The sequence below is a fragment of the Kocuria subflava genome (genome assembly GCF_012163155.1).
Taxonomy (GTDB): Bacteria; Actinomycetota; Actinomycetes; order Actinomycetales; family Micrococcaceae; genus Kocuria; species Kocuria subflava.
Genome location: NZ_JAAVUN010000006.1, coordinates 1 through 25,508, shown reverse-complemented (window position 1 = coordinate 25,508; position 25,508 = coordinate 1). Strand labels below are relative to the sequence as shown.

At 65.1% G+C, this 25,508-nt stretch carries 16 protein-coding genes and 1 tRNA gene; 9 read left to right on the top strand and 8 right to left on the bottom strand.

The features are described 5' to 3' along the window. Nucleotides 1–6 precede the first annotated feature (6 nt). A complete protein-coding gene (gene hemL / locus GTW58_RS04490) occupies nucleotides 7–1,323 on the top strand; it encodes a glutamate-1-semialdehyde 2,1-aminomutase (RefSeq protein WP_119933210.1) in 1,317 nt (438 codons plus the stop codon). 72 nt (nucleotides 1,324–1,395) lie between these two features. Here the strand turns inward: hemL and GTW58_RS04485 are convergent, their stop codons facing one another. Next, entirely contained in the window at nucleotides 1,396–1,581 is a 186-nt protein-coding gene (locus GTW58_RS04485) for a CsbD family protein (RefSeq protein WP_047688397.1), read from the bottom strand. 93 nt (nucleotides 1,582–1,674) lie between these two features. Then, the gene (locus GTW58_RS04480; RefSeq protein WP_081993555.1) at nucleotides 1,675–2,538 is read right to left on the bottom strand and encodes a 3'-5' exonuclease; all 864 of its coding nucleotides are present in this window, start codon (nucleotides 2,536–2,538) and stop codon (nucleotides 1,675–1,677) included. Nucleotides 2,539–2,666: 128 nt separating this feature from the next. On the opposite strand from GTW58_RS04480, the gene GTW58_RS04475 reads away from it, so the two are divergent. Together GTW58_RS04475 and GTW58_RS04470 are read left to right on the top strand one after the other, a co-directional pair. Further along, nucleotides 2,667–6,191, top strand: a complete 3,525-nt coding sequence (locus GTW58_RS04475; protein ID WP_232818067.1) for an ATP-dependent helicase — start codon at nucleotides 2,667–2,669, stop codon at nucleotides 6,189–6,191. Continuing rightward, complete coding sequence (locus GTW58_RS04470) at nucleotides 6,188–9,733, top strand: ATP-dependent helicase (RefSeq protein ID WP_232818068.1); 3,546 nt, start codon at nucleotides 6,188–6,190, stop codon at nucleotides 9,731–9,733. Before GTW58_RS04475 ends, GTW58_RS04470 begins: the two co-directional genes overlap by 4 nt. A gap of 27 nt (nucleotides 9,734–9,760) precedes the next feature. Here the strand turns inward: GTW58_RS04470 and GTW58_RS04465 are convergent, their stop codons facing one another. Next, a complete protein-coding gene (locus GTW58_RS04465; RefSeq protein WP_119933211.1) occupies nucleotides 9,761–10,759 on the bottom strand; it encodes a macrolide 2'-phosphotransferase in 999 nt (332 codons plus the stop codon). Between the two features lie 75 nt (nucleotides 10,760–10,834). On the opposite strand from GTW58_RS04465, the gene nudC reads away from it, so the two are divergent. Together nudC and GTW58_RS04455 are read left to right on the top strand one after the other, a co-directional pair. After that, nucleotides 10,835–11,836: an NAD(+) diphosphatase gene (gene nudC / locus GTW58_RS04460; RefSeq protein ID WP_232818069.1), complete on the top strand. Its 1,002-nt coding sequence runs from the start codon at nucleotides 10,835–10,837 to the stop codon at nucleotides 11,834–11,836. A gap of 4 nt (nucleotides 11,837–11,840) precedes the next feature. Beyond that, nucleotides 11,841–13,778 carry an ATP-dependent helicase gene (locus GTW58_RS04455; RefSeq protein ID WP_052209291.1) on the top strand — a complete coding sequence of 646 codons (1,938 nt, stop codon included), beginning with the start codon at nucleotides 11,841–11,843 and terminating at the stop codon, nucleotides 13,776–13,778. Here GTW58_RS04455 and GTW58_RS04450 read toward each other — a convergent pair. After that, on the bottom strand, nucleotides 13,732–14,526 hold the full coding sequence (locus GTW58_RS04450; RefSeq protein WP_157980509.1) for a hypothetical protein: 795 nt from the start codon (nucleotides 14,524–14,526) through the stop codon (nucleotides 13,732–13,734). The genes GTW58_RS04455 and GTW58_RS04450 overlap by 47 nt on opposite strands. Nucleotides 14,527–14,684: 158 nt before the next feature. Here GTW58_RS04450 and GTW58_RS04445 point away from each other — a divergent pair, with 158 nt between their 5' ends. Then, complete coding sequence (locus GTW58_RS04445; protein WP_232818070.1) at nucleotides 14,685–15,269, top strand: M48 metallopeptidase family protein; 585 nt, start codon at nucleotides 14,685–14,687, stop codon at nucleotides 15,267–15,269. 13 nt (nucleotides 15,270–15,282) lie between these two features. Here the strand turns inward: GTW58_RS04445 and GTW58_RS04440 are convergent, their stop codons facing one another. Beyond that, nucleotides 15,283–16,686: a zinc-dependent metalloprotease gene (locus GTW58_RS04440; RefSeq protein WP_119933214.1), complete on the bottom strand. Its 1,404-nt coding sequence runs from the start codon at nucleotides 16,684–16,686 to the stop codon at nucleotides 15,283–15,285. Between the two features lie 161 nt (nucleotides 16,687–16,847). On the opposite strand from GTW58_RS04440, the gene GTW58_RS04435 reads away from it, so the two are divergent. From GTW58_RS04435 to GTW58_RS04425, 3 genes are all read left to right on the top strand, one after another. Next, on the top strand, nucleotides 16,848–17,915 hold the full coding sequence (locus GTW58_RS04435) for a YlbL family protein (protein WP_232818071.1): 1,068 nt from the start codon (nucleotides 16,848–16,850) through the stop codon (nucleotides 17,913–17,915). 242 nt (nucleotides 17,916–18,157) lie between these two features. Continuing rightward, on the top strand, nucleotides 18,158–21,181 hold the full coding sequence (locus GTW58_RS04430; RefSeq protein WP_425338826.1) for a UPF0182 family membrane protein: 3,024 nt from the start codon (nucleotides 18,158–18,160) through the stop codon (nucleotides 21,179–21,181). 166 nt (nucleotides 21,182–21,347) lie between these two features. Then, nucleotides 21,348–21,421 (top strand) — tRNA-Met (locus GTW58_RS04425). A 150-nt stretch (nucleotides 21,422–21,571) separates the two neighbouring features. On the opposite strand, the gene GTW58_RS04420 is transcribed toward GTW58_RS04425, so the two are convergent. The 3 genes from GTW58_RS04420 to GTW58_RS04410 form a co-directional block, all read right to left on the bottom strand. Then, nucleotides 21,572–22,339 (bottom strand): PspA/IM30 family protein, encoded by a 768-nt coding sequence (locus GTW58_RS04420; RefSeq protein ID WP_119933216.1) that lies wholly within the window; start codon nucleotides 22,337–22,339, stop codon nucleotides 21,572–21,574. 75 nt (nucleotides 22,340–22,414) lie between these two features. Continuing rightward, the gene (locus GTW58_RS04415; RefSeq protein WP_119933217.1) at nucleotides 22,415–24,052 is read right to left on the bottom strand and encodes a coiled-coil domain-containing protein; all 1,638 of its coding nucleotides are present in this window, start codon (nucleotides 24,050–24,052) and stop codon (nucleotides 22,415–22,417) included. 48 nt (nucleotides 24,053–24,100) lie between these two features. Beyond that, nucleotides 24,101–24,970 (bottom strand): SMI1/KNR4 family protein, encoded by an 870-nt coding sequence (locus GTW58_RS04410; protein ID WP_157980510.1) that lies wholly within the window; start codon nucleotides 24,968–24,970, stop codon nucleotides 24,101–24,103. Nucleotides 24,971–25,508: the final 538 nt, after the last annotated feature.

The window sequence follows — 25,508 nt, the reverse complement described above, 5'->3', positions numbered from 1 at the left end:
GATCCCGTGACCGTCTCCCAAGAACTCTTTGAACGCGCTCGCCGCGTGATGCCCGGTGGGGTCAACTCACCCGTGCGCGCCTTCAACTCCGTGGGGGGAACCCCCGCCTACATCACTGCTGCCCGCGGCCCCTACCTGCAAGATGTGGACGGCCGCGAGTACGTGGACCTGCTGGGATCCTGGGGACCCGCCCTGGTGGGCCACGCCCATCCGGTGGTCTTGGAAGCCGTTCACGCCGCGGTGGAAAAAGGTTTGGGGTTTGGCACCTCCACCCGGGCCGAGACCGAACTGGCCGAATTGGTGGTGGATCGGATCGGGGCCATCGAGGAGATCCGCATGGTCTCCACCGGAACCGAGGCCACCATGACCGCCATCCGGTTGGCCCGCGGTGCCACCGGACGCGACCTGGTGATCAAGTTCGCTGGTTGTTACCACGGACACGTGGATTCCCTGCTCTCCGAGGCCGGTTCAGGAGTGGCCACATTCTCCCTGCCGGGGTCGGCGGGCGTCACGGAAGCCACCGCAGCTGAGACTCTGGTGCTGCCTTACAACGACCTCGACGCCGTGCGAGCAGCTTTTGAGGCTCATCCGGGCAAGATCGCCGCGGTGATCACAGAGGCAGCGCCCGCCAACATGGGCGTGGTTCCGCCGGATCCCGGGTTCAACGCCGGTCTGCGCCAGATCACCAGCGAACACGGTGCCCTGATGATCTTTGACGAGGTCATGACCGGATTCCGGGTTCACGCTGCCGGGTACTGGGGCCTGTCCTCGCCCCAGGAAGGGGATTGGGCGCCAGACCTGTTCACCTTTGGCAAGGTGATTGGTGGCGGCCTTCCGGCAGCAGCGGTGGCCGGCCGGCCCGAGCTCATGGAGCAGCTGGCTCCCACGGGACCCGTCTACCAGGCGGGCACCCTCTCCGGTAACCCGGTGGCCATGGCCGCCGGTCTGGCCACGCTGCAGCTGGCCGACGATGACTGCTACCGCACGGTCAACCGACGTTCCGAACAGCTGCGGACGGCAGTCTCTGAAGCACTGCATGCCGAAGGCGTGGATCACTCCGTGCAGAACGCAGGGTCGTTGTTCTCCGTGACCTTCGGGACATCGCAGGGTGCGGTGCGCAACTACGCAGATGCCAAGGCCCAGGAGGTCTTCCGCTGGGCACCGTTCTTCCACTCCATGCTGGAGCAGGGTGTGCACCTGCCACCCTCGGTTTTTGAAGCGTGGTTTGTCTCCGCAGCCCATGATGACTCTGCCATGGAGCGCATCTTCCAGGCACTGCCGCCGGCTGCACGCGCTGCAGCTCAAGCCACACCGCAGAACTGAGAACCTGAACCGAACGCAGTTGGGGCCCCACCGATTGGTGGGGCCCCAACTGTTCGCAGAAGAATCAGCTGATCACTGACCAGTGATGTTCTTGGCGGCGTCCTTGACGTTCTCGCCGGCCTGCTTGGTCTTGGACGAAGCCTGGTCGCCAACGCCTTCAGCCTGAAGCTGCTCGTTGTCCGTGGCGTCTCCGACCGTTTCCTTGCCCTTGCCGGAGATCTCTTCAGCCTTGTTCTTGATCTTGTCGCCGAGTCCCATGTGTTCCTCCTGTGTGTGATCAACAGTGACCTTGCCAACAGTACCCTGATTGAGGGGTCAAGTACCTGACTGTTCGCCAGGAGTGGCAGGTGGTCACCGGCGCAGCGGCCAGTCCCCGTGGATGACCACGGTGGGGTCGTTCTTCTTCTGGCGCAGGTACTCCTGGAAACTGGCGGCCTGCTCCTGCGCCCAGCCGATCTGGCTCTGGTGCAAGACCTGGGCCGGTACGGACAATTCTGGGTTCTCGCGGGCCAACAACTGGGCCAGGTGAACAGCCGCCAGCGCATCCGCTGCGGAGGTGTGCGCGGATTCAAGTCTCACCTGGTAGGCCTCACACAACGCCACCAGAGTGCGCTTGCCACGCCAACGGCGTCGGACCTGCTTGTGCAGTACGTACGGGTCGATGACCGGCTGGGCCGTGGGACAGTTCAGTCCGTGCCTGCGCGCCTCAGCTTCCAGGACGGTGAAGTCATAGGCGGCGTTGAAGGCCAGAACGGGAATGGAATGCTCAAACAAGGCGTCCATCAGTTCCACCGTCTCGGCCACCACCGCTGCTGCCGGGGCCCCGTGGGTGCGTGCGTGCTCTGTGGTGATGCCGTGAATGGCAGCAGCCCCTTCCGGGATCTCCACACCCGGGTCCGCCAGCCATTCCCATTCGTGCAACACCTGACCTGTTGGATCCACCAAGAGCACGGATGCGGTCACAATCCGGCAGGTGGTTGCTTCCCGCCCGGTGGTTTCCAAGTCGAATGTGGCCACGGGCTGCTCTGTCCACGCCACGGCGGGATCGGAGGCGATGGTGGCCCAATCGATGGGGCCAACAACATCCCGTGGGTCAACACCGGCCCTTGGGAGATCAACCTGCCCTCCGGTCTCACCCGGTGGGTCGAACAGCGTGGGCTGATGGGTCCCTTCCGACTGGCGGGTGGACGGCGCGGCAGGTTCTTGATGCGGCATGTCATTACGGTACGTCCGGACTCGGACACCGTTGTGAGCGGTACGGAGATGGGCTCCACATCCGGTCACGGGGTGGTCCAGCAGACCGGAATCCTTGTGTTGTCCGTGCCACGTGGTGAGATGGATCCATGATCGATTTCGGGCGTGATGGTGCCGGGGACCATGGATCCCGTGAACTTTCTCGGATGCTGCACAGCCCGGGGGATCACAAGCATGCACTCGGCACCGCGGACCTGGCAGTCCACACTGTGCCGGGCCTGGAGGACCTGGACCCAGGTCAGCGCCGAATCGCTGATCTGCCCGCGGGATGTGGGCCGGTCATGGTGTGGGGTGGACCCGGCACAGGACGGACCACCGCGGTGTTGTCATTGGCGATCCAGCGGTTGAGGGCTGGGATGTCCTCGGAAAACTTGTTGGTCCTCACGCCCAGCCGTGCCTCAGCTGCCCGCCTCCGGGACGCGCTGGCCACCGCTGCCGGTGCCACCATGTCCACTCCTCCGGTCCGTGCGTGGCAGGCGTATGCCTTTGACGTCCTGCGTCGCGCCCATGTCCGCGGACTGCTACCAGGGGTGGAGAACCCACCCAAGTTGCTCTCCGGCCCGGAACAAGACGTCTTGATCCGCGAACTCATGGAAGGTCACGCGCAAGGTGCTGGGGCCGCCGTCGTCTGGCCGCCCAACCTGGGGGAGGCCGTCGGCACCCGCGGTTTCCGGGGTGAGATGCGGGAGTTGTTCGATCGTCTGTCAGAACATGACATCTCACCACAGCGCCTGCGGCAGCTGGCCCGCGAGCTGCAGCGTCCCGAATGGGCCGTGGCAGCCGGATTCCGGGAGGAGTACCAGGCGGTTCGTCGATTGCGGATGCCTGAGGCCTTTGACCCCGCAGCACTGGTCACGGAGGCCGCCCGGGTCCTGGAGACCAATCCTGAGTTCTTGGCGGAAGAACAACAACGGCTCCAGCTGGTGATCGTGGATGACCTGCAGGAGGCCACTGCCTCCATTCATCGCCTCCTGCGGGTACTGTGCGCCGGGCAGGACGTGGTGACCACGGCGTGCCCGGACACGGTGGTTCAAGGATTCCGTGGTGCCAGGCCGGATGCGTTGCGTGATGCCGTCCGTCAACTCGGGCACCACGGTGAACCCATGACCCCCATGGTGCTGGAACGCAGCCACCGCATGAACTCTGCTGTTCAAGAAGCCTGGCACCGGGTGGTACAGCGCATCCCGGCGGTGACGGCGCACAACCTGCGGGCCGCCCGCCCGGAACCTGAAGAGGATGGGTGTGCAGTACAGGCTGCAGTGTTGGCATCGAGCACCCATGAGGCGCGATGGATCGGTGCTGACATCCTGCGCCGTCACCTGCTGGGCGGGGTGGGCCTGGACCACATGGCCGTGGTGGTGCGCAACAGCGCGGCGTTGCGTGGGCTCCAGCGCCACCTGGAATCCCTGGGCATCCCGGTGACCACCTCTGCGGCGGAAACCCCGGTACGGGACGAGCCCGCCGTCAAGCCATTGTTGGCTGCCTTACGGCTGGTGGTGGCCCAGGAGCGCGCTGGGGAAACCGCTCAGGAGGACATTGGCCGGGACGTCTTGGAGGCTGCCCAAGCCGTGGAACTGCTGACCTCCCGGATCGGGGCTGCCACAGCCATGGACATCCGTAGGCTGCGCCAACGTCTGCGGTATGCAGAAATACGGGACGGTGGCGGACGCAACTCTGATCGCTTGCTGGTGGAGGCCTTGACCAAGCCGGGTGCTTTGGACGTGGCCCAGGTGCGTTCCACCCCGGCCAAGCGCGTGGCGCGAATGCTCCAGTCCGGTAAGGATGCACTGGAGAACCCCAATGCCACCGCGGAAACGGTGTTGTGGGCCCTGTGGGAAGCAGCCGGTGTGGCCTACACCTGGCAAAAGGACGCCCTGGCCGGAGGAGAGTCCGGACGTCGTGCCGACCGCGACCTGGACGCCGTGGTGGGCTTGTTCGAGATGGCCGAGCGCTTTGTTGACCACCTGCCCGGTGCTGGTGCCGGCGAATTCTTGGACTTCCTGGAATTGCAGGAACTGCCCATGGACACCCTGGCGGCCCGGGCGCCGTCGTTGGCCTCTGTGGAGATCATGACTCCAGCCACGGCAGCGGGTCGCCAGTGGCCCGTGGTCTACGTGGCGGGGGTGCAGGAGGGGCAGTGGCCCAACACCGCGTTGCGCGGAGCCCTGCTGGGAGCGGATCTTCTGGGAGATGCTGCTGAACTCGGAGTGGAGGTGGCCCGCCACACCTCGCCCGTCACGCGGTTGAACCTGGTCCGGCACGATGAACTGCGCAGTTTCTCCACGGCCGTCTCGCGTGCTGCCGAGTGCCTGGTGGTCACGGCCGTGGCTGACCAGGACAACGAACCCTCTGAATTCCTGAGCCTGATCGACCCCTGGGACCACCGATTCCACCCGGAGGCCGCCGAGCAGACGCGCCCCGTGCTGACAGCACCCAGGCCCCTCACTCTGCGTGCACTCACCGCCCAGCTGCGGGCGGTTGCGCAGAGCGGGGCGGAGGGCAACACTGCGGATGACTCTGACAGTCACCGTGTTTTTGACCAGGGTGGGCCTGAAGCGGTGCACGCTGAGGCTGCGGCGCGGATCCTGCATCACTTCATGCGTGCTGGAACACCCGTGGCTGGTGCGGATCCGGAGGACTGGTGGGGCTTGTTGGAACTTTCAACTCAGGAGCCCGTGCTGGATCCTGACCAGCCCGTGCCGGTCTCTCCGTCCAGGGTGGAGACCATCCACCGTTCGCCCTTGGACTGGTGGGTCTCTGTGGCCCGGGCGGAGGCCGCCACGGACACGGCACGGAGTCTGGGAACCCTGGTGCATGCCATTGCGGAAGCAACACCGGATGCCCCCAGCTCTGAATTGATCCAAGAACTGGAGCGCCGCTGGCCGGAGCTCGGCTTGGCGCAGAACTGGGAGTCGGAGAAACTCAAACAGACTGCCCAGACCATGCTTCGCAAGTTTGCGCAGTACGCCATTGCCGCTCGCAAGGACTTTGGCCGCGAGTTGGTGGCCGTCGAAGGATCGTTCAGCGTTCTGATCACCGGCGGCGCTCGCGACGCCTTGTTGCGTGGGCGTGTGGACCGGTTGGAGGTTGATGATCAGGGACGCTACGTGGTGGTGGACCTGAAGACCGGCAAGGGCGATGTCACGGGCGCTGCGGTGCAAGAGCATCCTCAACTGGGTGCCTACCAGGTGGCGTTGGCCGCCGGTGCAGGGCAGGCCATGGCTGAACAAGCAGCCACTGAACAGGCTGGAGCTGAGCAGGCGGGGGGTACGCGGCCCGCCGCGGGCAACCATGCCGACGCCAACGCGCAGACTTCAGTGCCGGAGGATCCACACTTGGAGATCGACGTCGCACGGCCGGGCACCGCTGTCCCCGGTGGTGCCGCCCTGGTCCAGTTGGGCACCAAGGCCGTGAAAGTGGCGGTTCGTGCCCAGGACCCCATGCCGGCGGATGAAACCTGGGCCAAGGAATTGATCTCAGCGGCCGCGCAGCTGGTGGCGGGCCACCAGTTCGTGGCACGGCACACGGCGGAGAATTCCGGATCTCACGGGCTCAGATGCAGGTTGCCGGGAGTGTGCCCGCTGTGCAGTGCAGGACGGCAGGTGACCTCATGACAGCCGCATCTGGCGCACCGTTCAAAGACCAGGATTCCGGGCAGACACAGGAGACCACCATGCCCTCTGACCACCCTTACGGCGGGGTTGATCCGCGCTTCTCTCCACAGGAGTTGGCCCAAGCACTGGGTGGCAACCAGCCCACCGCTCAACAAGCTGAGGTCATTGCAGCTCCTCTGGCTCCCAAGCTGGTGGTGGCCGGGGCAGGGTCAGGCAAGACTGCCACCATGGTGGACCGCGTGGTGTGGTTGGTGGCCAACGGCATCGTCCGCCCGGAACAGGTATTGGGCGTGACCTTTACACGCAAGGCTGCAGGTGAGTTGCGGGACCGCGTTCGTGGTCGTCTGAGCGTGCTGCGGTCCAAGGGCCTGGTGGTGGACGCCGACCCCTCGGAGAGCGGGGCAGAGGTCCTGGATGCCACGGTGGAGGCCGATCCCACCGTGTTGACCTACCACTCCTATGCCAACACCTTGGTGCGCACCTACGGGCTGCGGATCGGTGTGGAGCCGGAAACGGTTCAGTTGGGTCAGGCCCAGGCTTGGCAGATAGCGCGTGGCCTGGTGGAGAGCTGGGATGGCGAGGTGTTCGACGACTTCAACGCCACCACCCTGACGGAGCAGATCTTGAAGCTCAGTTCTGGTGCAGCAGAGCATCTGCTGAGCCCACAGGACCTGCAGGAGTTTGCGGAGAAACTTCTGCCGCAGCTTCACGATGTTCCAGCGTTCAAGAGTGACGAGCCAGGTTCGCGGAAGCAGACCTCCACTGGGCCGCATGTCAAGACCGCGGTGGAGACACTGGATCGTCTCCGAGTGCTGGCCCAGATGGTGCAGCGTTTCGAAACTCTCAAACGTGAGAGCGAAACCATGGACTTCGGCGATCTGCTCAGCCGGGCCGCTCGGATTGCCAAGGAGGACCTCGCAGCGCGCGCCTTGGAACGGGAGCGGTTCAAGGTGGTGCTGCTGGATGAGTTCCAGGACACCTCACACGCACAGATGGTGCTGTTCGCTTCCCTGTTCGGTGAGGGGCACTCCGTCATGGCCGTGGGGGATCCCCAGCAGTCCATCTACGGTTTCCGTGGGGCCTCTGCGGGCCAGCTCTTCAGCTTTGACCAGTGGTTCCCGGCTCCGGCAGGGCAGCGGTCCGTCCCCGGTTTCCTGACCACGGCCTGGCGCAACGACACCTCCATCCTGGACGCGGCCAATGCCGTGGCCGAAGCCTTGCGCACCCCACCTCCGTGGGCGGTCACCACGGGAGATGGCTTGCAGGAAGTCCCGCACCTGGATCCCCGCCCAGGTGCCGGTACCGGCACGGTCACCGTGAACCGGTACCTGACGGACGACGACGAAGCCCGCGCCATCGCCCAGTCCATCCACAACACCCGAGCCCAGATCGACTCCGAGCGGCTCGATGGCTCGCAGGCCCCGTATCCCACGGTGGCCGTGCTGTGCCGTGCTCGATCGCAGTTTGAACCCGTTCGCAGGGAACTGGCCGCAGCAGGTATTGCTTATGACGTGGTGGGTGTGGGTGGGCTGTTGGAGGTCCCTGAGGTGGCGGATGTGATCGCCACCTTGCAGGTGCTCACGGATCCAGGGCGCTCGGATGCCCTGGCGCGCCTGCTCACGGGTGCCCGGTGGCGGATCGGTGCCCGTGACCTGGTGGCACTGGCTGACTGGGCGGCTCATCTGGAACGACGCCGCACCCGGGCTGCCAAGCTGGGTGTGGCCCTGGAGGATGTGGACCCCCAGGTCCAGGACGGGGCCTCGACGGCAGAAGAGACTGTGGTGGAGGCCGATTCCGTCGATCTGGCCTCCCTGGTGGAAGCGGTGGAATCGCTGCCGGAAGCGGGGTGGACGTCCTCAGCCGGGCGCAGCCTGACACCTGTGGCTCAGGCTCGCATGGAGCAGTTCGCTCAGGAGCTGCACGGTCTGCGGTCCTGGTTGTCCGAGGATCTGACCAGTGTGTTGGCCGCGGTGGAGCGCACCCTGGGGCTGGACCTGGAAGTGGCAGCTCGCCCTGGATCAGCCGGTGCGGAGGCCAGGAGAAATCTGGATGCCCTGCAGGAGCTGGCCGTCACCCACGTGGGTGCCACGGGTTCACAGGACCTGGGAGCTTTTTTGGCTTGGTTGGAGGTTTCTGCCACCCAGGAGAACCCGGACGTTGCCCCGTCAGAACCCGACCCCCACGCGGTGCAGATCTTGACCATGCACGCCTCCAAGGGGCTGGAGTGGGATCACGTGTACGTGCCGGGCATGAACCAGAAGGACAAACAACAGCAAGGCAAGGATCGATCGGCCTGGACCAAGAATGCGGACAGTGTCCCCTGGCCACTGCGCGGTGACCGCAACCACCTCCCTCAATGGGCCGTGGACACCACAGATGTGAAAGCACTCAAGGAGTCCATGGAGACCTTCCTTCAGGACGGGGATCACCATGACCACAGTGAAGACCGCCGCCTGATGTATGTGGCCTTCACCCGGGCACGAACCCATTTGGCGCTTTCCTGTGCAGCTTTTGCGGGCACAGCCAAGGGCATCAGAGAGCCATCGACGTTCTTGGAGGACCTGGAACCCTTGATGGAGGCTGTCCCGGGTGCCCAGCCGATCATTCACAAACAGCTGTGGGCCGAACCGGAGGAGGACCAGAAGAACCCGTCCGGTTCACGTGTTTTGGAGGCGGCCTGGCCCTATGACCCCCTGGAGGGGCCGGTCATTGCGGAGATCACGGCCGACGGAACTGACCACGAGCACCGTGTGCTCCACCCGCCGGTCCACGCTGGTCGACGTCTCCGACTGGAAACCGTGGCGCAGGCCGTTCGTGACGGTGGGTTCCGGGAGAACCGTCATCTCTCCGATGCGCAGTTGTTGCAGGATCCAACGGTGCGTCAATGGGTGGAGGAAGCCCGAGTGCTCCTGGCGGCCCACCACAACCCTCCCAGGGCGGCCGAATTGGTCATGCCCACACACGTGTCTGCCTCCACGGTGGTGGAACTCGGCAAGGACCCGGCGGCGGTGGCCGCCCAGTTGCGTCGCCCCATGCCGCGTCAACCTGCGGTGGCAGCCAGGGCGGGCACCACGTTCCATGCCTGGGTGGAGGAGTACTTTGACTCTCACGCCATCTTTGACATGGATGAACTGCCAGGCGGTGCCGATGATTTTGTGGACCAGGGCTACGACCTCCCCGCACTGGCTGAGACGTTCCGGGCCAGTGAGTGGGGCACCCGCCAACCGTGGGCGGTGGAGTACCCCATCGAAACGCCCATTGGCGGGGTGACGGTGCGCGGTCGGATTGATGCCGTGTTCCAAGAACCGGACGGGCAATGGGAACTGGTGGACTGGAAATCAGGGCGAGCACCGGGTCCCAAAGACCTGGCTGAACGATCCGTCCAATTGGCGGTGTACCGGCTGGCGTTCTCCCGGCTCATGCAGGTGGACCTGGAGAAGATCTCTGCAGCCTTCTACTTTGTGGGCTCGGATCGCACGGTCCGCCCTCATGACCTTGCCGATGAACAGCAGCTGGAGGCGATCATCACCGGCCGTCGGTGAGACCGGGGCACGGTGGCGCACCAACGCTCAGGAAGGTTGCGGGGCGTCACGGGTGGAGAGTTCTTCCTGGTAGTCCTCCACGTCCTTTTCCAGCACGGCCAGCATCCGTTGGGCATCGGCCACCATGTCTTGGCGCTCGCGGGCCACGCCACGGACCAGCCAGCGGGCCAGGGCAAATTCTGCTTCCAGGTGGGCTCGGCGCAGCAGGTGGGCGTCCGGGGCCTGGAGGCGTGCGCGGGAGTAGGCGGCCACCACGGCCTCGGCAAACCCGGGGTCGTTGGCACCGATCAGCCAGGCGAAGTCCAGTGCGGGGTCGCCCACGTGAACATCGGACCACCCGGTGACGGCGGTGATGCGATTGCCGTCCACCACCAGGTTGTCCTCATGCAGATCCCCGTGGACAACATGGGTGGAGAACCGCCACAGCGTCCGGTCCTCCAGCGCGTTTTCCCAGCGCTGCAGCAGCCCGGCGGGGATCAACCCGGTGGTGGCGGCCTGGTCCAATTCATTGAGCATGCGCGTGCGGCACTGATCGGCGCTGTAAGCAGGAAGGTCTGCGTCCATGACCATGGCCCGGGGGAGATCGTGGACGGCAGCCAGGATGGTGCCGATCTGTGTGGTCACCGCAGGCACGGGTTCAGCACTTGGCGGTTGGGGCCGTGACGGTGCCGCTGATGCCAGCGCGTCCAGCTGGTTGATGGGCACCGGGCGTCCCGGCAGGTGCGAATAGATGAACGTGCGCCCGCCGTCGTCGTCCACCGACCCCACCACGGTGGGGATCAGGAACGGGAGTTTGGCGCGCAGTTGCGGGGTGAAGGCGGAGAGCACTGCGTGCTCGGAGGCCAGGCGGATACCGGCTTCCTCCGTGAGGGGACTACGCACCCTCCAGCGCTTGTTGGTCTGATCGGTGACCACTGCGGAGCGGAAGTCGGCGTCGTCGTCCGGGGAAGGGCCCACGGCAACCGGAACGATCCCCGGAACCCCGGCCACCGCCACCGCTGCCAGATGTTCCAGTGTTGCGCGCATGGGCTCAACCCTACAGTTGATCACCTCCTGTGGACGGCCCAGGCAGGCGCCGTGCTGCGCCGATAGAGTGAGACCGTGCAAACGCCTGACACCACCCGGTTGGACCCCCGTTCCATGCCACTGTCCGTCTCCGCCCTGCAACGTCGCAGCCCGGAGCGCGATCAGGCAGACCAACGTCCGGCAGCCGCACTCACCCTGGTCATGCTGAACGGGCGGATGCCGGTGGCCGGTGGCCGTCTGGTGTTGGTGGCCCGGGACCAGTTGCCGCAGACCGGTGAGGATCCCCGCCTTCCGGAGGTGTACCTGGGGGAGATCACCCAACCGGATGGTGGTGGGGTGACCGTCCGCGCCTTTGAGGACGACGACGACGCCCACGCCACCGTGGAGGTGGTGCGCTCCACCCACCAGGGCTCGGAGGCAAAAGATCAGCCGCTGGAGTTTGCCACCTTGCGCGCCGTGGCCACCGCTCTGGCTGACACGGAACCCGTGCATGCGGCGCTGGCCGTCACGGCGCAGGCGGTGACGGCCTGGCACGTGGATCATCCCCGGTGTCCACGGTGCGGTGAGGTGACTGAGGTGCGGCGTTCGGGGTGGATGCGGCGTTGTCCGGTAGATTCCTCGATGCATTTTCCGCGTACCGATCCTGCGATCATCGTGGCCGTCACGGACGGTGACCCGGACCCGCAGCGCGAACGTCTGCTGTTGGGCCAGGCCGCCGCCTGGCGCGGCAACCGGTTCTCCACACTGGCGGGCTTTGTGGAACCCGGGGAGTCCATTGAGCAGGCCGTGGTCCGGGAGATCCAGGAAGAGGCCGCCATTCAGGTGGGCGATGTCCGCTACCTGGGCTCCCAGCCCTGGCCGTTTCCCCGCTCGCTGATGATCGGATGCACTGCGGTTTGGGAGAGCGGTCAGGCCCAGCCTGACGGGCACGAGGTGGTGGATCTGCGGTGGTTCACTCGGGAGCAACTGCGCCAGTCCGCGGAGCAGGGCAGCCTCACGCTGCCGGGCAAGGTCTCCATTGCCCGCGCTCTGATTGAACACTGGCTGGGTCATCAGCTGCCCGAATCGGGCTGGTGAGCAGATGATCACCCCTGATGCTGCGGCCCTTGCCCTGTTCCCCGCCGCGGAAGATCCTGAGCGTCCGCTGGCCGAACGCATCCTGGACGGGCTGGACCCTGAACAACGTCAGGCAGCCACCGCACTTCGCGGCCCGGTGTGCATCCTGGCAGGAGCAGGTACGGGCAAAACCCGGGCCATCACACACCGTATTGCCTACGGCATTGCCACGGGCGTGTACACCCCGCAGAAGGTTCTGGCGCTGACCTTCACCACCCGGGCCGCCAACGAGATGCGTCACCGCCTGCGTGTCCTGGGTGCTGAAGGTGTCCAGGCGCGGACCTTCCACTCCGCTGCTCTGCGGCAGTTGCAGTACTTCTGGCCGCAAGCCGTGGGCGGCACGGTACCGGAACTGGTGGAGCACAAAGCACGCCTGGTGGCCCAAGCCGCCGGATCCATGCGGCTGAGCAATGACCGTGCGTCCATCCGGGACCTGGCAGGAGCCATCGAGAAGGCCAAGGTGTCCATGCTGACCCCGGAGACCTACGTGGATGCAGTCACCGGCGGCGGCAAAGATTCCTCCGTGGCCCAGTTGCCGGCCGGTCACGATCCCCGGACCGTGGCACGCTTGTGGCAGACCTATGAGGACCTCAAGACCGACCTGGACCTGATCGATTTTGAGGACGTTCTGCTTCTGATGGTGGGGATCCTGGAGGAGGACCAGCGGATCGCGGCCACGGTGCGGGAGCAGTACCGCCACTTTGTGGTGGACGAGTACCAGGACGTTTCCCCGCTGCAGCAGAGATTGTTGGATGCCTGGTTGGGTCCGCGGGATGATCTGTGCGTGGTGGGGGATGCCTCCCAGACGATCTACTCCTTCACGGGGGCCACGTCCCGTCATCTGCTGGAGTTCCCACGCCGTTTCCCGTCCGCAACAGTGGTCAAACTGGTCCGCGACTACCGCTCCACCCCGCAGATCGTGAACACCGCCAACCGTCTGCTGGCCGCCCGGCGACCTGGTGCTGATTCAACGCCGGGATCCTGGGCCACACCGCTGGAGCTGGTGGGGCAGCGCGCGCCCGGTCCGGTGCCCTCCTGGAACGAGTACGACGACGACCAACTCGAGGCCCAAGCCACTACCGTGCGGATCCAGGACCTGTTGGACGACGGCGTGCCGGCCTCTCAGATCGCGGTGTTGTTCAGGACCAACGGCCAGGCCCAGGCCTATGAGACCGCATTGGCGGATGCCGGGATCGGCTTCCGGCTGCGCGGCACGGAACAGTTCTTCCGCCGTCCGGAAATTCGTCAGGCACTGTTGCAGATCCGCAGTGCCGCCCACGCCGTGGACCCGGACACGGAGGGGGACCACGGCATCAGTTCGGCCCCAGCTCACGATGTCGGCCAAACCGTGCGTGACATGCTCTCCTCCCTGGGGTGGTCAGCCACTGCACCTCGAGTGACCGGTGCCGTGCGGGAGACGTGGGAGTCGTTGGCCGCCCTGGTGGACATGACTGACCGCATGGCGACAGCCCACCGGGAGGCAGTCCGGGCCGCCGTGGACGCGGGCACCGAGGACCCGGGCCCGTTCACCCTGCGGCATGTGGCCAAGGAGCTGACTCGCCGTTCCGTGCAACAGGATGCCCCGGCGGTGGAGGGCGTCACGTTGGCCTCTCTGCACTCGGCCAAGGGCCTGGAATGGGATGCCGTGTTCCTGGTGGGGCTCACCGAGGGGTTGGTGCCCATTGCTTTTGCAGAGACCTCCGATGAGGTGGATGAGGAACGGCGCCTGCTCTACGTGGGCATCACCCGTGCACGTGAACACCTGATGCTCTCCTGGTCCCTGTCCCGCACCCCGGGAGGCCGCGCCAACCGCAGTGCGTCACGTTTTGTGCAGGACATCGTGCCGCAGCGTTCACTCACCCAGGGGAGCACCAAGCGCAGGGCTCGGGGCCCACACCGGTGATGTCAACGGTGCTCAGTGGGGCGCCCGGTCGCAGCACGGTCACCAGGGACTCACTCGGGTCCACCAGGGTGGATGTCGCTGCTGCAAGAACCTGTTGGGCCGTCACGGCAGCGGCCACAGCTGTGTGGGAAGGCCATGCCTCGTGACGCGGTGTGCGGGCTGGTTCGCGGGGGCTGGTGCCGGCAGCAGCCCTCACACATTCCGAACATGCTCGGGCGTACCAGGGCCGCACCGGCCACACCATGGTGGTCCCCGGGGGATGGCCCTCCACGGAAATCACGTCCAGCACCAGGTGATCTTCCGCCAGGTGGGAGGCCGCGGCCGCCAGCGGGGCGTCGTCGTCGGTGGGGTCGGTGATGCCCGTGGACCGGGCGCGGATCACCAAGGTGCCCGGGCGATCGGGTCCGGGAAAGAGCTCGGCTCGGCCACCGGCAAGGGCCTGCGGGTTGGCTGCCAACAACCGTTGGCGCAGGCTGTGGTCCCGGCTGCGCCCGACGTCGGGGAGGTCGTAGGCACCGGCTGCGGCGTCATCCCAGGTGACCGGCCGTGGATCCAGCACGGTGAATCCCCGGACGCCGCAACCGGCCAGGATGATGGCTGCAGCCGCGGTCACGGGATTCACTCCCAAGAACAACAGCTGAAGATCGGCCGCCGGGGTGCGGGTGAGCAACCGGGTGCCTGTGGGGTGGGCTGCCCGCAACGAGGGGTGGCGTGCAGTGGGGGCGGCGGGAACGGCGGAAGTGGTCACGGTCTTCTCCCAAAGAATGCGCAGGCTCGGGCTGATTTCCTCCAGTCTGCGGCCGGGTGCGGCACCCCAAGGAGTTATCCACAGGAAGATCGTGAACCAGGCGGGAGGCCACCCCACAGGCCGGGTTCAGTCTGTGCGGTTGTTTACCATCGGTAACCGTGACCAGACTTTCCCCAGGATCAGACGCAGCCGGCTCGGCCGTCCCACCGGTTGAGGTGCAGCGATCTGCCCGGCGCAAGAGGACCGTTTCCGCCCACTGGTCCGGGGAGACCGTGGTGCTTCAGGTGCCGGCGCGCATGTCCGCCCGTGAGGTCAAGCGGTGGGAGCGGGAAATGGTGCCCAAACTGGTGGCCAAACGCAACCTGGCCGCATCGCAGCGTGCTGCAAAATCTGGGGACGCGTACCTTGAGACCCGGGCTCATGAGCTCTCCCGACGCCACCTGGAGGGTGCCGTGCAGCCCTCCTCCATCACCTGGTCCTCCCGGCAGAACACCCGGTGGGGATCGGCCACACCGGCCACCGGAACCGTGCGGATCAGCCGCCGTCTGGAGTCGGCGCCGTCATGGGTGTTGGATGCCGTGATTTTCCACGAACTCTGTCACCTGCTGGAAGCCAACCACGGTCCGGCCTTCCGCCGTTTGGAACGGCGCTACCCGCGCATGGCCGAGGCCCAGGCCTTCCTGGACGGAGCGGCCTGGGCCTTGGGTGAACCTGGTTTTTCAGAGCAGGCTCAGCATCAGTAGAGCAGGATCGGCATCAGCTCTGAGGTGACTGGGGATCTTCCGACTCGGGCGGTGTGGTATCGCCCTCGCCTCCCAGCAACTGCTCCAGCGCGGCGTCGAACTCCTCGTCAGAGGCGGTGAGCAGGCCGCGGCGGGATTCGTAGCCGGCGGGGTCATCCAGGTCCTCGTCCGTGGGCAGCAACTCCGGTGCCTCCCACAGGCCGTCACGGTCATCCAGGCCGCGCCGTTGCTCCACGAAACGCCAGAACTCGGCGGCCTCCCGCATGCGCCGGGGGCGCAGTTCCAGACCCACAAAGGAACCGAAGGCGTGCTCGGCCGGGCCTCCGGATGCCCGACGACGCCGCATGGTCTCCGCCAGCGCTGCCGCACCGGGCAGGTTGGTGGTGGCGCGCACCGTGACCACGTCCACCCAGCCTTCGATCAGGGCCAGGATGGTCTCCAGCCGCTTGAGCGTGGCCTTCTGAGTGGGGGTCTGTTCCGGCATGAACATCCCGGATCCCAGAGCTTCCTGCACCGCAGCGGGATCAGAGGGGTCGATCTGGGAGGCCAGTCCCTCGATCCGGTCCATGTCAATGTGAATCTCTTCAGAGAACGTGGTGATCAGATCGATCACGTACTGCCGCAACCAGGGTGCGGCGTGGAACAGGCGGGCGTGGGCCACCTCCCGCACGGCCAGGTAGATGACCACCTCCTGCTGGGGGACACCCAGGTCAGCGCCGAACTCCTTGACGTTGCGCGGGAGCATGGCAGCGCGGTCCTTGGCCAGGGGGAAGCCGATGTCAGAGGACGAGACCACTTCTGCGGCCAAACCACCCAGGACCTGACCCAACTGCATGGCAAACATCATGGAACCGGCGTTGGCCAGCATCCCGGAGGCACCCCCTAGCATTCCGGCCATCTCCTCCGGAAGCTGCCCCTGGATGGAGTCGGTCAAGGCCGTGCTCATGGATTCCGCCACGGGCCCGGTGATCTCCTTCCAGGTCTCGAACGTGGCTTCCACCCATTCCGCACGGGACCACGCACCGGGTTCGGCACCCGGAGCGCCAAAGGAGGTGTGGTCCTCCACCCACAGGTGGGCCAGCTGCACGGCATCGGCCACGATCTTGCGCTGGGCATCATCCACGCTGGGGTCCCCGGCAGCGGCCACCACGCGGCGTGCGTGATCCTTGGCCGCCTTCCAGTTCACGGGGCCGTCACTGGGCCCTGCGGAGAACATGGACTGGACCTGGGCAAACATGGCCTGCATGCCGGCGGGGTCCGTGGGGATGCCCATTTTCTGCAGGTCTTCCGCAGACATCCCGGACTGTCCCAGGAACTGCTGGAACATGGCCTGGAACGGGTCCTGGTTGTTGTTCTGACCGTTGTTCTCGCCCTGGTTTTCGGGGTCGTTCTCCGGGTTGGGTGGCTGCGAAGTCATGGCTTGTTGATCCCGCCTTCAGATCCTCGACATGGAATGGATTCACGGACATTGTCATCCGGTGACCTACAGTGAGGCGTCCAGGCTAACCACTAGCACGCGCATGGATTCCCGTCAGAGCCCGCAGTTCGCTGGAAGCATGCGTGTTAAGGATCGCTCACGTGTCTGCTCGTTTCACCCGTCCCCGTTGGTTGGGGTTGGAGTCCGGCTCCATGATCGCCACCGGGTTGCTGCTGATCGCCGCTGCATGGTCGCCCACCCCCTACGTGTTGGAGCGCCCCGGCCCCAGTTTTGACACCACGGGGGAGATTGACGGCAAACAGGTCATGACGCTGGAGGGCGTGGAGACGTTTTCCACGGACACGCAGTTGGACTTCACCACCGTGTACGTGGTGGGCGGCCCCGGTTCCAGTCCGCGCATCCTGGACACCATGTACTCCTGGCTCTCCTCCACCCAAGCCGTGTTGCCGCAGGAGGTCATGTATCCGCCCACGGCCACCCGGGAGGAGATCACCAATTCCGGTACCGCGGCCATGGATTCCTCACAGGACCTGGCGGTGGCTTCAGCCCTTGAACATCTGGGGGAGGACTACACCACCACGCTCACCGTTCACGACGTCGTCCCCGGTGCCCCTGCCGATGGCATCCTGCAGGCCGGGGACGTCCTGGTCTCCGTTGACGGGCAGCCCATCGCCTCACTGGACGGACTGCGCGAAACCCTGAACAACGACTTCGACGCATCCGTGACCGTGGGTGTGCAACGTGACGGTGACCAGCAGGAGCTGACCGTGGGAACGGTTGAAGTGGACGGAAACCAACAACTGGGTGTGTACCTGGAACGTGAGTTCGACTTCCCGTTCCAGGTCAACTTTGCCCTGGAAAACGTGGGTGGCCCCAGTGCCGGCATGATGCTCTCCCTGGGCGTGATCGATGAACTCACGCCGGGCTCCCTGGGTGGGGACAGGCACATAGCCGGCACCGGGACCATCGACGTCGGAGGGGATGTGGGACCCATCGGTGGCATCCGCCAGAAAATGGTGGGGGCCCAGGACACCGGTGCGGATCTGTTCCTGGCGCCGGTGGAGAACTGCCCGGAATTGGTGGGGCACGTACCTGATGGCATGACCGTGGTGGCCGTGGACACCCTGGATGACTCCGTGAACGCGCTGGAGGCTGTGGCGGCGGGGGAGGACCCGGCCTCACTGCCCACCTGCACCAGCGGTTCCTGAGCACCGGGTGAGCACCCGCGGATCCTCGGAAGCGGGCGGGTCTTGGTCGTCTATCGCGCGGGCCTGGGTCATCAAACGGGCTGGCCTGGGCCATTGACGGCGCTCCCTGCACCTAGAACCTGGAATGAGCCTGTGGCGGAACTGGGTGGAGACTTTGCCCACAAGCACCTGTGGCGGTCAGAATGGAGGTTGCGCAGTCTGCGCAGTCCCATGACCGATCCCAGGGAAGGCCCAGGACCGACGTGACAGCAGGAGCGGCAGAACCGCCTCGACCCCCGAAATCGCCACGGCCCACAGGTGCGGCGAACCGTAAACCCGGCAGGGGACGTAGCCCCCTGTTCATCACCGTGGCAATTGTGGTCGCCCTGATCGCAGCGTTTGTTGCCTTCACCCAGCTCTACACGGAGATACTCTGGTTCAGCCAGGTGGGTTACCTCAACGTTTTTGTCACCCAGAACGTGGCCCGCGCCGTGATCTTTGTGGTGGCAGCCCTTGTTGTGGCTGCCTTGTTGTGGCTCTCCCTGTGGCTTGCCCACCGCAACCGCCCGCTCACGGCAGCAGCGGCTGCCGATGACAACCTGCGGCGTTACCAGCAGGCCCTGGAGCCTGTCCGAAAGCTGGCCATGTTGGCCATCCCGGTGCTGTTCGGCTTGTTCACGGCCTCCACCATGGCCTCCCAGTGGGAAACCGTGCTGCTGTTCTTCAACCAGGTTCCGTTCGGTCAGGACGATCCCCAGTTCGGCATGGATGTTGGCTTCTGGGTCTTCACCCTGCCGTTCCTGCGTCTGCTCCTGGGCTTCCTGGTCTCCGTGCTGCTGCTGTGCGCCATCGGTGCCGTTCTGGTCCACTACATCTACGGCGGCATCCGCATCACGGAGAAGGGCCTGAAATTCAGCACCGCGGCTCGCGTGCAGTTGGCCGTCACCGCAGCCTTGTTCCTGTTGCTGCAGGGTGTGAACTTCTGGTTGGACCGCTACGCCACATTGCAGTCCACGTCCGGTTCCTGGACCGGTGCGCTTTACACGGATGTCAACGCCGTGATCCCCGTGCGTGGCATCTTGGCCATTGCCGCTGTGTTGGTGGCTGTGCTCTTTGTGATCTCCGCGGTGATCGGTCGGTGGCGTCTGCCGCTGATCGGAACGGCCATGTTGGTTGTGGTCGCCGTCGTCGCCGGAGGCATCTACCCCTCCCTGGTGCAGCGTTTCCAGGTGACCCCCACGGAGCAGTCCGTGGAGAACCCTTACATCCAGCGCAACATTGACGGCACCCGTGCGGCCTTTGGTCTGGACGGGATCACCACAGAGGCCTATGCGGCCACCGTGGATGCCGGTGAAGGCGATCTGGCCGATTACGCGCAGACCACCAGCAACATCCGTCTGCTGGACCCCAACGTGGTCTCCCCGGCATTCGCGCAGTTGCAGCAGTTCCGTCCTTACTACAACTTCCCGGGCACCTTGGACGTGGACCGCTACGAGTTGGACGGAGAGGTGCAGGACACCGTCCTGGCCGCCCGTGAGCTGGATGTGGACACCGGCGGAAGTTGGTACAACCAGCACGTGGTCTACACCCACGGCTACGGCCTGGTGGCCGCCTACGGTGACCGTGTGCAGTCGGATGGCCGCCCGTCGTTCATCCAGGGCGGCATTCTGGCCCAGGGTGAGATCTCCGATGACTACCAGCCGCGAATCTACTTCGGCATGCAGTCCCCGGACTACTCCGTGGTGGGTGGTGCCGAAGGTGATGACCACCTGGAACTGGACCGTCCCTCCACGGCAGATGACGAGACCGAGGACGTCCGCAACACCTTCTCCGGTGACGGTGGACCCAACGTGGGCAACCCGTTGAACCGCTTGTCCTACGCGATCCGTTTCCAGTCCTCGGACCTGCTGTTCTCGGATGCCGTGCGGCCTGAGTCCCAGATCCTCTACGACCGCAACCCCCGTGACCGTGTGTCCCAGGTGGCCCCGTACCTGACGGTGGACGGCAACCCGTACCCGGCCATTGTTGACGGACGCGTGAAGTGGATTGTGGACGCCTACACCACGTCCAACAGCTACCCGTACTCTTCCCCCATGCAGTTGCAGGAGGCCACCGCTGACACCACGACGGAGGAGGGTGCTGCGGCTCAGCTGCCCAACGAGCGCGTGAACTACATGCGCAACTCGGTCAAGGCAACGGTTGACGCCTACGACGGTTCCGTGGATCTGTATGCCTGGGATGACGAGGACCCTGTGCTGCAGGCTTGGCAGAACGTGTTCCCGGAGACGGTGAAGCCGTACTCGGAGATGTCCGCCGCGCTCATGGACCACGTCCGGTACCCGGAGGACATTTTCAAGGTCCAGCGTGACCTACTGAACACCTACCACGTGACGGATGCCAACAGCTTCTACGCGGGCGATGACGTCTGGTCCATTCCCAATGACCCCACCAATGACAACGCCACGGCCATCCCGCCGTACTACCTGTCGTTGCAGATGCCCGGTGAGGATCAGGCCAGCTTCTCCCTGACCACACCCTTCATTCCGCAGCAGAACCAAGGCGAGAACACCCGTAACGTGCTCTACGGGTACCTCTCCGCCAACGGTGACGCCGGAACCGGTGAGGACGGGGTCAAGGCTGACACCTACGGGCAGATGACCCTGCTGGAGCTGCCACGTAGTTCGGTGGTCCCGGGACCGGGTCAGGCGCAGAACAACTTCAACTCGAACACAGAAGTTTCCTCCGCGCTGAACCTGCTGCGTCAGGGTGGTTCTGAGGTCATCAACGGCAACATGTTGGCACTGCCGGTCAACGACGGCGTGCTCTACATCCAGCCGGTCTACGTCCGATCCTCCGGTGATTCCGGGTATCCCACGTTGCGCCGTGTGCTGGTGAGCTACGGCGAGGAAGTGGGCTTTGCCCCCACCCTGGAGGAGTCCTTGGACCAGGTCTTCGGTGGCGACTCCGGTGCCCAGACCGTTCAGGGTGCCGGCGTGAGTGAGGAAGAAGCGGCGGATGCCGTGGGTCAGGATGCTGTGCCCACGGAGGGTGAGACGGCAACGCCGTCGCCGTCTCCGTCGCCCACGGGTGGTGCGTCCTTGGACGAGGCCCTCAATGACGCCAGCACCGCCATGCGTGACTCCCAGACCGCCATGGAGGACGGTGACTGGTCCGCTTACGGCGAGGCCCAGGATCGCCTGCAGGAGGCACTCGACCGCGCACTTGAGGCCGATGGGGTCTCCGCCACACCTGGTGCGGGGGAAGGTGCGGTGGCACCTGGTCAGTGAGTTCGTGATACCAGGGAGGGCACTCCTGCGGAGGTAGGCCCTGTGGCACCGGGCGAGTGAGGCCTTGATGTCCCACAGCAATCGGGGGCCCCACCACTGCTCGGGCGGTGATGGGGCCCTCGATTTGCGTCTACCGGGGTGGGTGCGTAAAGTAATCATCTGTCGCCGCGGGGTGGAGCAGTTCGGTAGCTCGCTGGGCTCATAACCCAGAGGTCGCAAGTTCAAATCTTGCCCCCGCAACTCTGAAGAACCCCTCTCCTTGAGTTTTCAGCTCAGGGGGAGGGGTTCTTGCTTTGCCCGCCTGGGCCACCGCGCAGCACTTCTACGCATTCTGGGCCGCCATCACGTCCTGATGGCGGCCCAGAATGCGTAGAAGTCGTGCCGTCAGGCTCAGATTTCCTGGGAGCCCACAATCTTCTCGCCGTCCTTGACCGCGTCCCCGCTGCGGCCGGCCTTCAACGCAGCCAGGCGGGCCTCCACTTCGGACTGACGGCCCAGTTCTTCCAGGGATTCGAATTGTGCGTCCAACGACGACGCCGCGAGCTCCTGCTGGCCTGCAACCCGCGCCTCTTCGCGGCGGATCTTGTCCTCGAACCGGGTGACCTCAGACAGGGGATCCATCACGTCAAAGGCCTTGAGGGAGTCCTGCACGGCCGCCTGCGCAGCAACGGTCTTCTGACGCGCGTTGAGCTCGTCCCGCTTGGCGGAGAGTTCTTGGAGCTTGCCGTGCATCTTGTTCAGCCCGTCCTTGAGCTGATTGACCACCTGGGTCTGGTGCTCGATCTGAGGCTGCGCGGTACGGGCCTCGGACTCGTGCTGCATCTGACGCTGCAGGGCCACCTTGGCCAGGTTGTCGAACTTGTCCGCCTCGGAACTCTGCCCGGCTGCGCGGAACTCATCAGCGCGGGTGGATGCGGCCAGCGCCTTGTTGCCCCACTCCTGGGCGTCCCGAACGTCCTCAGCGTGATCCTGTTCCAGCATGCGCAGCTGGCCGATGGTGGTGGCCACGGCTGATTCGGCCTCGCGGATGTTCTGCGTGTAGTCGCGGACCATCTGGTCCAGCATCTTCTGCGGGTCCTCAGCCGAGTCGATCAGGGAGTTGATGTTGGCCTTGGCCAGCTGGGCAATACGCCCAAAGATGGACTGTTTGGCACTCATGGGTGTTTCCTTCCGTGGTGATGGTGAAGTTGGCGTTGAGGTGGTCAAGAAACTTGGGCGGCAGCGCGAGCGGGCTCAGAAATCGAATCCTCCAAAGTCCCCCAGTCCGCCCAGGAAATCCCCGGAGATGTGGGAGTCACCGAATCCGCCACCAAAACTCTGGCTGATGGCGCCGTCGTCGTCGCCCATGCCATCCAGTACCGAGCCCAGGAGGATGCCTCCCAGGACTGCTCCGCCCAGACCGGGGCCGCCAAAGCCGCCCATGCCGCGCATGGTGCCGGACAGGCCACGGTGGTGTGATCTGCGGTAACCGCCGTTCCAGCCCGCTCCACCCATGCCCCAGCCCCCGCTTGCATCTGGACCGCCTCCAAAACCGGAGACGTCCTGCTGTGCTTCCTGGTGGGAAGCGGTGGCAAGGCGGATGGCCTCGTTGGCGTGGTTCAGGGCGGTGGACGGTTCCGTGTTGCGCAGCCGCTGGGCCTCGGCAAGGTGGCGTTCGGCCTCGGAGAGGTGGGTGCGGGACTGCGCCTGGATGCCCCCGCGGCGGGCGCCCACGTAGTCGTGGGCCTGGGTGACAGCAGCCTGGGCGGAGACCATGGTGCGATCCAGGGTGGCCCGTGCGGCACGGTCCCGTTCGTGTTCTTCGCGCAGCCCGGCCAGAGCTTTCTCCAGTTCGGTGGTGACCACGGAGAGTCGGTGGGACAAGGCGTAGGGATCAAATCGGCCGCCTGCCAGTTCTGCTTCAATCCCGGTCAACACGGATCGGACCCCGGCTGCGGTGCCCGTGAGTTCGGTGCGCATGGCAACCTGCGCGGTGGCTTCGGCCTCGGCCACGTCCCGGTGGGCCACGGCAATGGCATCACGCAAGCTCTGGTCCGCGCGTTCCAGGTCCTGCGCGCCGCGTTGCACGGAGTCCACCAGGTCCCGCGCCTGTGTGGCCGCAAGTCCTGCGGCACGGACCTCCACGGCCGCCTGGGAGCGCTGACCGGAGCTCAGGTGTTGCTCAGCCTGCTGTGCGGCTGTACGGACGAATGCAATGCGCTCACCGGCCTGGGTCAGGTTCTCCGGAAGGGTTTGCCACGCGGAATCCAGATAGCGCTGCGCCAAACGGTCCAGGGTTGTCTGGGCCCGTTGCATGTCCGGGCCCAGGGCATCCACAGCAGCGACAACGGCGTTTCCCGCCTCCTGCGCAGTGGACTCCAGCGCACGCAGCTGACTGAAGTCTTCACGGTGTTGCGCCAAAGGAGTCTTGGCTTGTTGGCAGCGGTCCAGGATTTCGGCGATCCAGGCGCGCTGTTCTGCTTCTGTGTCGGGGATGGAATCCTCCAGCTTCTGCTGCAGGGCGAAGGAGCGTTGAAGGTGGTCCTTGGCCTCCTGCAGGGCGCGCTGGTAGGGGGCCACGGCGTCGTCGCCGAATTGCAGCTGGGCGAAAGCCAGTTCCTGATCCGCGGACTGGACGGCATTGTCCGTTGCCACCAGCGCCTCACCGGCGCGCCGATGCAGCTCCGGGAGGGGGAGCGGGGCGTTCGCCTGTGGCGCCTGAGTCTGGGCCTGCACTGGTTGGCCACCGGGGCCGAACCGCTGCTCGGCTGCGGTGCCCTGGATTTCTCCACGACGACGCCGGGACCGTGACCAGGAGATCAAACCAGCCACCACAACAATGGCCAACAGCCCCGTGACGCCCAGGGCGCCGAAAGCAGACGCGGTGTTCATGGTTGGGAGTGTACTGAGCGCAGCTGCCGGATGGCTGGGTCCACTGGGTTATTCGCCGTGGACGTAGTGGTTCAGGAGGGTGGCGAGGTTGGGGTAGATCACGCCTTGGTCGGTTCCGACGGTGGTGATGCTGATGATTTGGCCGGTGGTGCCGTTGGGGCCGGGTGTGGTGTCGGTGACGTAGGCGTTGCCGGTGCCGTCGTCGGTGATGGGTATCCAGCCGGGGTTCCAGAATCCTGGCAGGGTCAGGCCGGTGTCGCCGGAGAGGTTGAACTCTGCGGTGTCTTCGTGGAGGTCTTCGAAGACGTCTTGCCAGGTTTCGTATTGATCGATGATTTCTGTGCAGGAGAGCAGGATCTCTCCGGGGAAGTTGTCTTCGGGGTAGGTGGCCATGCCGTTGTGGCGGGTCAAGCTGGCTCGTAGTTGGGTGGGGAGGGTGAGTCCGAGGGTGGTTTCGAGTTCTGTGATCTCTTCGTCGGTGGCTGGTGGGTTGAGGATCTCTGGGGCTTGATCGCCGAGGTGGTGTTCCACGGCTTCCCAGTAGGGGGTGATGTCTGCGTCTGCGGGGATGGGGGTGGTGATGGTGTGCTCCTGGGGTTCGGTGGCTGGTGGGGTCACCGTGGGTGTGGTGTTGCGGTGTTGAGCGATGGTGGCTGGGTCGGTGTTTGCTGGGAGGTAGATAGTGGGTATGGGGGGTGTGTAGCCGCCTGCGGGGCCAAAGTCGGGGTTGGTGGTGTCGTAGACGCTTGTGAATCCTTCGGGCAGGATCACCACCGGATCGGGGGCTCCCAGGTCCTGGAGCTCTGGCTCGAGTCCGATTCTGGCTCGTAGATCCGCTGCGATGGCTTCTAGTTCGGCGTCGCAGTGCGCGCGGTTCCAGCCCAGGGCGTTCTCACCGGGAGACAAACGCAGAAACATGATCTCTGACATCTCCGACAGATATCGTTGAACGGCGATATCAGGCCGTTTTGACCAAGCAAATCCCGGTTCCTCATGTGTGCCAAACTCGAAATTGTGGTCCTCTGAGGGATTTGTGACGAATCGTTCTACTCTACGTGCATGCCTGTCACGGGCCCCCCTGCGTATATTGAATAATTCGGCATAGCCCGTGAGGCCCACTCGTTGGGCACACCATTGCATTTCGGGCCACGTGGCCGAAGCGCCCCCCGGGGCCAAGCGGAAGGTTGAATCCAAACAGTGAGTTAAGAGGGCGCGACAGAACAAGGACACCGACTCCTGGTACCCGCAAACTGCCGCAAGAATGGGCGTATAGTGGGCGATAGGGCGACTTTGCTTGGTGGTGATCTCCGTTCTTATTTTTCGAGTTAAATAGGAGTGTATTTCCTTCGGTGCATTTCTCGGAATGGCATCGACTGCTGAAATTCGGCCCTTCACAGATGAGCATGGGTAGCGGTGTGCGCGTGGGCGTCTCGAGGGGTGTGTTGTGAGGTCTGGG

What these genes read in the sequence shown, in the direction of transcription:
- GTW58_RS04480 (WP_081993555.1), bottom strand. Translation starts at nt 2,538, where the DNA reads ATGCCGCATCAAGAACCTGCCGCGCCGTCCACCCGCCAGTCGGAAGGG.
- GTW58_RS04470 (WP_232818068.1), top strand. Translation starts at nt 6,188, where the DNA reads ATGACAGCCGCATCTGGCGCACCGTTCAAAGACCAGGATTCCGGGCAG.
- GTW58_RS04475 (WP_232818067.1), top strand. Translation starts at nt 2,667, where the DNA reads ATGATCGATTTCGGGCGTGATGGTGCCGGGGACCATGGATCCCGTGAA.
- GTW58_RS04410 (WP_157980510.1), bottom strand. Translation starts at nt 24,970, where the DNA reads ATGTTTCTGCGTTTGTCTCCCGGTGAGAACGCCCTGGGCTGGAACCGC.
- GTW58_RS04455 (WP_052209291.1), top strand. Translation starts at nt 11,841, where the DNA reads ATGATCACCCCTGATGCTGCGGCCCTTGCCCTGTTCCCCGCCGCGGAA.
- GTW58_RS04420 (WP_119933216.1), bottom strand. Translation starts at nt 22,339, where the DNA reads ATGAGTGCCAAACAGTCCATCTTTGGGCGTATTGCCCAGCTGGCCAAG.
- GTW58_RS04465 (WP_119933211.1), bottom strand. Translation starts at nt 10,759, where the DNA reads ATGCGCGCAACACTGGAACATCTGGCAGCGGTGGCGGTGGCCGGGGTT.
- GTW58_RS04485 (WP_047688397.1), bottom strand. Translation starts at nt 1,581, where the DNA reads ATGGGACTCGGCGACAAGATCAAGAACAAGGCTGAAGAGATCTCCGGC.
- GTW58_RS04415 (WP_119933217.1), bottom strand. Translation starts at nt 24,052, where the DNA reads ATGAACACCGCGTCTGCTTTCGGCGCCCTGGGCGTCACGGGGCTGTTG.
- GTW58_RS04440 (WP_119933214.1), bottom strand. Translation starts at nt 16,686, where the DNA reads ATGACTTCGCAGCCACCCAACCCGGAGAACGACCCCGAAAACCAGGGC.